Here is a 7,299-nt window from a genome sequence, read left to right as displayed (position 1 = left end):
AATCTGACGGACAGTCAGTGAATCCAGAATGGGTTTATCGAATACCGAATACAGCCGGTCACCCCACCCCGGGGCCGGGCGTGACCGGCGGGCGACCCGTGACGGCTGGAGCCCCTTCCGGGGCTCTTGGACGGGGGGACTGAGAGTCACCCCGCGCCCCACAGAGAGGGCTGGCCACCGGTTCGCCGCACAGGCGAGAGCAGGGGTGGCGGGGGGACTCTCAGTCCCCCCGCCCGAGAAGGCCGGCCGCGCCAACCGGTGGCGCTGTGCGCCTGCCTGACGGCCTGTCCGGGGCTCGCTGGATGCGAGAGGCCCGGACAGGCTCCGGGGCGCTCAGACGGACGCTGAGACGCGCTCCGGGTGGCAGTCCGGGCACTTCTCCCCGTCCAGCACCCGGAAGCGGGGGTTGAACTGGGCGGCGGGGTTCACCGGCTCGCCCGACCAGTCACGCCCCCCGGCGCACTTGCCGCACCACTCCGGGACGCCACGGGTTTCCAAGGAAGGCGACGGCGGCGTCACCTTGGGGTGATCGACGTGCATCAGCAGATCCTTCCAGCCGTTGGCGGCCATCACCCGCACCTGCTCACACAGCCAGGCTTCCGGCAGCCCCCTGCCCAGCAGCTCGACCGCCTGCCCCTGGAGCCTGGCCCGGGTGCCGTTGTCCACCGACTTCCCGAGGGCGGTCACGTACGCGAGCACGATCCGGGCCCCCGCTGCTGCTGCGTCTTTGTCTGAGCCCTCGCGCTGCCCCGGCACCTCAGCCCCGGCGGGTTCCGGCTCGGCCGCCTGCTGCCGGAGTGGGGTGGCGTCAGCCATGACGCCACCCTTCGCAGAGGGGGCGGGGCTTGTCCGCCTCTTCAGCGGAGCGATCTTCTCTCTCTCCACTCCGGCAGCAGCGCCCACGGCGGCGCGCGTGCGCACGGAGGGATGAGAGAGAGGGATCTCTTCGGGATAACTACGGGATTGAGAGTCAATCTGACTCGGGGTCGGCGTCATTTTGACTCGGGGTAGGAGTCGATTTGACTCAGGGTATGAGTCAGATTGATGTGTCAGCAGGTCAGAGGGGGTTTCTGGATCGTCCGGCGTGCCGCGCAGGGTGGCTTCCGGGTCGCCCTGGGTGTCGTCGTCGAAGGTGATCGCGTCGATCAGGTTGTCGTCGTACGCGGTCCGCTTCCGGGCCATCGACGCGAGCATCGGCAGGTTCACCCGCGACAGGTTCGAGATTGGCTCGCCCTTGCTGTTCACCCGGCGCACCGACTTCAGCAGCTTCCTCTTGATCAGCTTGCGCTTCACCCGCTGCACCGTGCTGCGCGACGTCCCGCAGGAGTCCGCGAGGCGCTGCTCACTGGGCCAGCAGTAGCCGTAGGGGTCGGTCCAGTTCGTGTAGCCGATCAGCAGCAGTTTCTCGCTGCCGTCCAGCCCCTCGGCATCGAGCACCATGCCCATGTGCTGCGCGCTCACTCGGCCACCGCCGTCAGGTAGCCGTGGCGCTCCAGCTCCGCGAGCGCGGCCTCGATGTCCGCCACGCTGTGCGCGGTGCCAGCCGCGAGCGATTCCGCGGTGACGGTCTCCCACTCCGCGTCGCTGAACGAACTCATCAGCGCGAACACGCCGCGCGCCGTGAACGTCAGCCGCGCGTCGGCCAGGAAGGAGTTCCGCAGCGTCGTGTAGCCGTCCGACGCCATCCGTCCGGTGAAGCTCATGCGGCCACCCCCGACGTGATGTTCAGGCGGTGTGGTGAAACCACTGGGTGTACACGTACGCTCTCCATGAGCGCACCTCCACTTCAGGTGCTACCGGCACCCCGGGGGGGCAACCCCGGACCGGTCCTTCGGCCCCGTCTTCTGGCGGGGCCGTCGTGCTGTCCGGCCCATGCTTGCGCACTGTGGGCCGCTGACACGCCCAGACAGCCGCGCGGGCAAGCCTCCAATCTGGATGGGCAAGCCTGCCGGGGTGCTGGGCAAGCCCCGTGGGCAAGCCTCAGCCGCGCTTCTCCCGTACGGGCAAGCCCGCCTCCTCCAGCCACCGATAGAGCATGGCGGGGCCGACGTGGGCCAGCTCTCGGATGCGGTTGCGGCCGGCCCCGAGCCGCGCGGCCTCCACCGCGCGCGGCTGGATCTCCTCCACCAGGATCCGATCGGCCTCAGCCAGCAACTCGGCGCGTCTGGCGCCTGCGTCAGCAACGGCGCGCAGTGCCGCCGCCCGCTTCTCCTCGGGAATCTCAGTCACGGCAGGAGCCTACCAGAAGAACCATTGGCGATGTCTTCATTGCACCGCCGATGGTTTTCTGGCAGGGTGGCGTCTGCACCCGGAAACGGGAGCGGCCCCCGGTTAGAGCCAGGGGCCGCTTGGTGGCCTGCCGTTAGAGCGGCCGGCCACCGGTTGCCCCGGCGTATCAGCGCCGGAGCTGAGTCGGATCACTCTGTGAAGGAAAACCCGACATGGCCATTGTGGCAGTGCAGGAACGCATCTCGGCACCGGCTCCGATTCGTCCGGAGCGCAAGCGCGGGAGCAAGCGGGAGGAGCGGGCGCGGGGCGCGCTGCTCACGGGGAACGGGCCGGGTGGCCGACGGTTGCACAAGGGCGAGATCGTGCCCCTGTCGGTGGAGGAGTCGACGCAGCTCGGAGAGCTGTACGAGCGGCACGGGGCGTGGATGCGGGCGGCGGCCCGCAACCGGCTGACCCGCCAGGGGCTGACGTTCGCTGAGGCGGAGACGCTGGCCGACGACTTGGTGATGGACGCGTGGGTGCGGCTGGCCCGCAAGCGCGGCGAGCTGCTGGCCGGGGCGCTGGATGAGGAGACGGAGCGCCGCTTCCTGGCGACGGCGGTAAAAGCCGCGGTGGCCGACTACTACGCGCTGCGCCGGGCTCATGAGCTGCCGCAGGACTTCGGCACGCCGGAGTACGAGGACGTCGCGGCGCCGCCGATGATCCTGCCGGGGCAGGAGGATCTGTCGCCCCGGTGCCGGGAGCTGCTGGCCGACCTCTCGCCGGAGCTGCGGGAGGTGATGGTCGAGTTCTGCTACGGCGCGCCGCAGCGCGCCATCGCCGAACTGCTCGGCGTCAACGTGGCCGTGGTCAACCGGCTGGTGAAGCGCGCGGTGGCCGCGCTGCGGGCGCAGGACCCGGACGCGCAGCCGGAGCCGGAGACGGCGCCGGTCGCGCTGGAGTCCCTGCCGGAGCAGCAGCGCCGGGCGCTGGAAGCACTGGACGAGCACACCCGCATGGTGCTGCTGCTCCGGCTGGCCGGGGTCACCTACCAGGCCATCGCGGACCGGACGGAGCGCAGCATGTCCACCGTCTTCCGGATGGCGAAGCAGTACGGGCACCTGCTGCTGGCGGACGCGGCGTAGCGAGTACGGCACGGCGTCCCTGGGGGCGGTCGGCGGACATCCGCCGACCGCCCCCGACGCGTTCCGCGCGGACGTTTCCACGGACGGCGTTTGCGCTGGTCATCCCGTCCGTCCCCCCGTCCACCGCGACGGCCGGTTGCGCCGGGCGGGGGTGTCCGTGCGGCTAGCCTGCTAGCTGGCTTACTGGCGAGCGGGCAGGAGCGGTGATGGCGAAACGGGTAGCGGTCGGCAACAACAAGGGTGGGGTGGGCAAGACCACCACGGTGGTCCGGCTGGCGGAGGCGCTGGCCAAGCGCGGGTGCCGGGTGCTGGTGGTGGATCTCGATCCGCAGGGCAACGCGTCGCGGCGGCTGGGGTGGACGTTCGACAAGGACGCGCCGCAGCTGACGATCTCGGAGGCGATCCGGGCGGATGAGCCGGGGGCGGCGGCCCAGGTGATCCAGCCGATTGGCTGGGAGGTGGAGTACGCGGACCGGATCGCGCTGTGTCCGGCGCGGCTGGAGCTGGAGAACCGGATGAGCGAGGCCGGTGTCGTGGGCGCGCACCGGCGGCTCGCGAAGGCGCTGGACGGGGCGGACGGGCACTTCGACTACACGCTGATCGACTGCCCGCCCAGCCTGTTCCACCTGACCCAGCTTGGGATGGCGGCGGCGGACGTGGCGGTGGCGGTGACGTCGCCGGAGTACGACGCGGTGGAGGCGGCGATCCGCTACCGCGACTTCATCGCCAACCGGGCGGCGGATCTCTCGAACCCGGGGCTGGAGCTGGTGGGCGTCGTCGTCAACGGCCTGCAAGCCCAGCTCGGCTCGCACGCCTTCCAGCGCGACGGGCTGCGCGAGACGTTCGGGCCGCTGGTGTGGGATCCGATCGTGCCGCGCCGGTCGGTCGTCTTCGACGTGGACGAGTCGGCGCTGCCGCTGGCGGACTTCAAGGCGGACAAGGCGCCGGAGGTGCGCGCGGTGTACGAGCTGCTGGCCGAGCGCTTCGTGAAGGCGGTGCCGGCCGAATGACTCCGCCCCGCGAACGACGGCGCCCGTCGGGCACGGCGACGAACACGGAGCTCACCCCCAGCACGGAGCCGCTGCGGGTGGGCGACGGCACCGCCCCGGGCAAGCCTGCCAAGGGGGCGGGCAAGCCTCGAAAGGCCACGTCAGAGCCGGGCAAGCCTGCCCGAGTGCCGTTCGGGACGTACCTGCCGCCGGAGCTGCAACGCGAGTTCAAGGCCCGCTGCGTGCTCCTCGGCATCGAGATGCAGGACGGCACCGAACAGGCGATCCGGGAGTGGCTGGCCCAGCACCCGGCCTGACCGGCGCGGCCCGCTTCCCGCCGGGCGGCTGGCTCGTTGGGCCGGGCATGACGACCCGGAACGTCCCGGCGGTGGCCGGGCAGGCGGACACCCGCAGCAAGTACACGCTGCTGCTGGACCAGGACGACGCGCTCACCCTCGATGAGATCGCGCTCGCGCTGCGGCGGCGGACCGGTCGGCGCGTGGAGAAGGCGGAGATCCTGCGCGATCTGATCCGGCTGACCGGCAGCGATCCGGTGGTGGCCGGACTCCTCGCGGCGGGCGTGCTGCGCCGCGACGCGACCGGCTGACCGCCGGGAACACGCAGGCCAGCGCGCCGGAACAGCGGCGGAACCGGCCCGGAACCGGGGCCGGTCCACCGGAACCCGTTCCCGGCCTGCGTCGGTGTTCCGGCCCGGTTCCGGTACATGTACCCCTCGCTGGCCTGCGCGTTCCCCCGCGTTCCCGGCCGGTTCCGGCGCCGCGCGGGCCAGTCCGGGCGGTGGGCAAGCCTGCCGGGCAAGCTGCCCGGATCGGGCCCGCGAGGGTTGCACCGGAGGGGGGCTGGAGGGTTGCTTGCAGAGGTGTACTAGGGGTTGCACCGGAGGTGTGACCGTGAGTGGGACCCCCTGTTTTCGGATCATGGGCGTTTGTGCAGGTGGGGCCCGGTGGGCAAGCCCCTTCGCCGCGACGACACCTCTTTGTACGCGTAGCCGGACGAAGAGGTTGGGCTTCTTGGCCGGGGCGGCGGCGGCCGTTTGCTGCTCTGGCCTGGAACTCCTGTGACTGCCCCCTCGCTTGGCGTTACGGTGCTCGTGATCTGTTCGCGACTGCACGGGGGTGGCCCGATGGTGACGGCTCGACACAAGCGGCGCGCGGCGGTGCTGAGCGGCGCTGTGGCGCTCGCTCTGGCCCTCGCCGGATGCGGGGGAGGCGGCGGAGGCGCGAAGGCTCCAGCGGCCGCCACAGCGGCTCCCAGCCCCAGCAAGAAGGCCGACCCGGACGCGGCGGAGAAAGTGGCGGTCCTGGAGGCGTACCAGGGGATGTGGGAGGCGCGGAACCGCACCTACGCCACGGCCAAGCTTGACCCGCAGTTGGAGACGTACGCGGGGAACAGGGCGCTGTCCAACATCAAGGTGACGCTGCTCTACCACCAGGAGCACGGCACCGTGATGACCGGGACGCCGGTCAACGCGCCGGAGGTGGACGGCTTCGACGACGCCAAGACCAAGGCCGTGCTGAGGGACTGCGTGGACACCACCACCTACAACGAGGTGGAGGCCAAGACTGGCAAGGCGGTGCCGGTCGGCACCGGGCCGCGCCGCCACGTCTACAACGCGAGCGCCATCAAGACGGGCGGCAAGTGGGTCATCTGGACGACGGACATCGACCGGGCCGCGACGTGCTGACCATGCGCCGCTCGACGGCGGCCGCCGTGCTCGCGCTCCTCCTCCTGGGTGCGCCGGCCGAATCCGCGGTGGCCGACCCCGGTCCCGGCGGCGGGGTGATCTGCCCGCCCGACAAGCTCGACTGCGACATCCACGCGGGCGACAACAAGCCGGGCAAGCCTGGTGGCGGGGGCAAGCCCGGTGGTGGGGGAGGCGGCGGGAAGGCGAGGTGCGAGATCGACGGGGCGGAGGTGCCGTGCTCCCGCGACGACATGGGCGTCTTCAACCCGGCAGACCACTGCTACTGGCAGGTGCTCAACCCGCAACCCGCGCCGACTGACCCGATCTGGACGTACTCCAACGGCGTCCCGGCGGACTGGAAGCCGGGTGACCCAGGGCAGCTCTGGAACGTGATCTGCCCTGGCGTCGGCAGGGAGCTGGCGGGCGGCACCTACTTCTCGGTGACCGGCCCGGCCGGGGGCGGCGTGGACATCCAGGCGCTCGCGCAGCAGGCGGTGGAGAACCTCCGTCTGGAGGGCGCCGACATCGGGATCGCGCCCAAGCCGACCGGCGTCGGCGTCGTCGGCATGCCGGTCTGGATCTGGAATCGGCCCGCGCCCACCCGCACCGGGCCGGTCACGGCCTCGGCGTCGGCAGGCGGCGTGACGGTCACCGCGACCGGCAAGGTGCGCAAGGTGACGTACACGATGGGCGACGGCGCCACGGTCGTCTGCACCGCCCCGGGCACCCCGTACGCGCCGGAGTTCGGCAAGCAGATGTCCCCGGACTGCGGGCACCGCTACACAGGCCCCAGCTCCACCGTGGCGGGCGGCCGGTACAAGGTGGCGGCCACCACCACATGGGACGTGGATTGGGCCGGAGCGGGCCAGACAGGCACGATCACCACCACCCGTGACGCTGCGACCTCAGTGGAGATCCGGGAAGTCCAGGTGCTCAACTAGGGCACACTGGAGGCCCAGCCTGGCAAGCGCTGAGCGGCCCCCGGTCCAATCGGACCGGGGGCCGCTGTGCGTCCGTGAGAGGACCGGTCAGGGCCTTTCACCAGCGCTTTGACCGATCAGCACGGCCCGATCGGTCACGGCCGGACGCCGGATCGGTCACCGGTCACGGCACCTGCCCGCCCGTGACCGATCGCCCCGCCCGCGACAGGTGTCCGGTCGCTGCGCGTCCGGTGGGCGGTCCCGGGTGCCGTGACCGGCCGCATTCGGTTTTCGATAAACCCATTCCTGATTCACTGACTGCCCGTCAGATC

General features: G+C 71.2%; 9 protein-coding genes. 6 read left to right on the top strand and 3 right to left on the bottom strand.

Annotated features, from left to right (window positions below; genetic code table 11):
* Positions 1-333: 333 nt before the first annotated feature.
* The 3 genes from ACLJTM_RS34530 to ACLJTM_RS34520 form a co-directional block, all read right to left on the bottom strand.
* On the bottom strand, positions 334-1,461 hold the full coding sequence (locus tag ACLJTM_RS34530) for a helix-turn-helix domain-containing protein (RefSeq protein ID WP_411107785.1): 1,128 nt from the start codon (positions 1,459-1,461) through the stop codon (positions 334-336).
* Entirely contained in the window at positions 1,458-1,703 is a 246-nt protein-coding gene (locus ACLJTM_RS34525) for a hypothetical protein (protein WP_411107784.1), read from the bottom strand. Before ACLJTM_RS34525 ends, ACLJTM_RS34530 begins: the two co-directional genes overlap by 4 nt.
* A gap of 277 nt (positions 1,704-1,980) precedes the next feature.
* On the bottom strand, positions 1,981-2,229 hold the full coding sequence (locus ACLJTM_RS34520; protein WP_411107783.1) for a hypothetical protein: 249 nt from the start codon (positions 2,227-2,229) through the stop codon (positions 1,981-1,983).
* Between the two features lie 212 nt (positions 2,230-2,441).
* Between ACLJTM_RS34520 and ACLJTM_RS34515 the strand changes: the two genes are divergently transcribed.
* The 6 genes from ACLJTM_RS34515 (at position 2,442) to ACLJTM_RS34490 (ending at position 6,988) form a co-directional block, all read left to right on the top strand.
* Positions 2,442-3,353, top strand: coding sequence for a sigma-70 family RNA polymerase sigma factor (locus ACLJTM_RS34515; protein ID WP_411107782.1), 912 nt, complete (start codon positions 2,442-2,444; stop codon positions 3,351-3,353).
* Positions 3,354-3,559: 206 nt separating this feature from the next.
* Positions 3,560-4,363, top strand: coding sequence for a ParA family protein (locus tag ACLJTM_RS34510; protein ID WP_411107781.1), 804 nt, complete (start codon positions 3,560-3,562; stop codon positions 4,361-4,363).
* Entirely contained in the window at positions 4,360-4,659 is a 300-nt protein-coding gene (locus tag ACLJTM_RS34505; protein WP_411107780.1) for a hypothetical protein, read from the top strand. Before ACLJTM_RS34510 ends, ACLJTM_RS34505 begins: the two co-directional genes overlap by 4 nt.
* Before the next feature lie 47 nt (positions 4,660-4,706).
* The gene (locus tag ACLJTM_RS34500) at positions 4,707-4,949 is read left to right on the top strand and encodes a hypothetical protein (RefSeq protein ID WP_411107779.1); all 243 of its coding nucleotides are present in this window, start codon (positions 4,707-4,709) and stop codon (positions 4,947-4,949) included.
* A gap of 537 nt (positions 4,950-5,486) precedes the next feature.
* Complete coding sequence (locus tag ACLJTM_RS34495) at positions 5,487-6,047, top strand: hypothetical protein (protein ID WP_411107777.1); 561 nt, start codon at positions 5,487-5,489, stop codon at positions 6,045-6,047.
* Positions 6,002-6,988 (top strand): ATP/GTP-binding protein, encoded by a 987-nt coding sequence (locus ACLJTM_RS34490; protein WP_411107776.1) that lies wholly within the window; start codon positions 6,002-6,004, stop codon positions 6,986-6,988. The genes ACLJTM_RS34495 and ACLJTM_RS34490 overlap by 46 nt, the downstream gene beginning before the upstream one ends.
* The last annotated feature ends 311 nt before the right edge of the window (positions 6,989-7,299 follow it).

Source organism: Streptomyces sp. cmx-4-9 (assembly GCF_046548835.1).
GTDB lineage: Bacteria > Actinomycetota > Actinomycetes > Streptomycetales > Streptomycetaceae > Streptomyces.
This window is presented reverse-complemented; position numbering and strand designations above follow the sequence as displayed.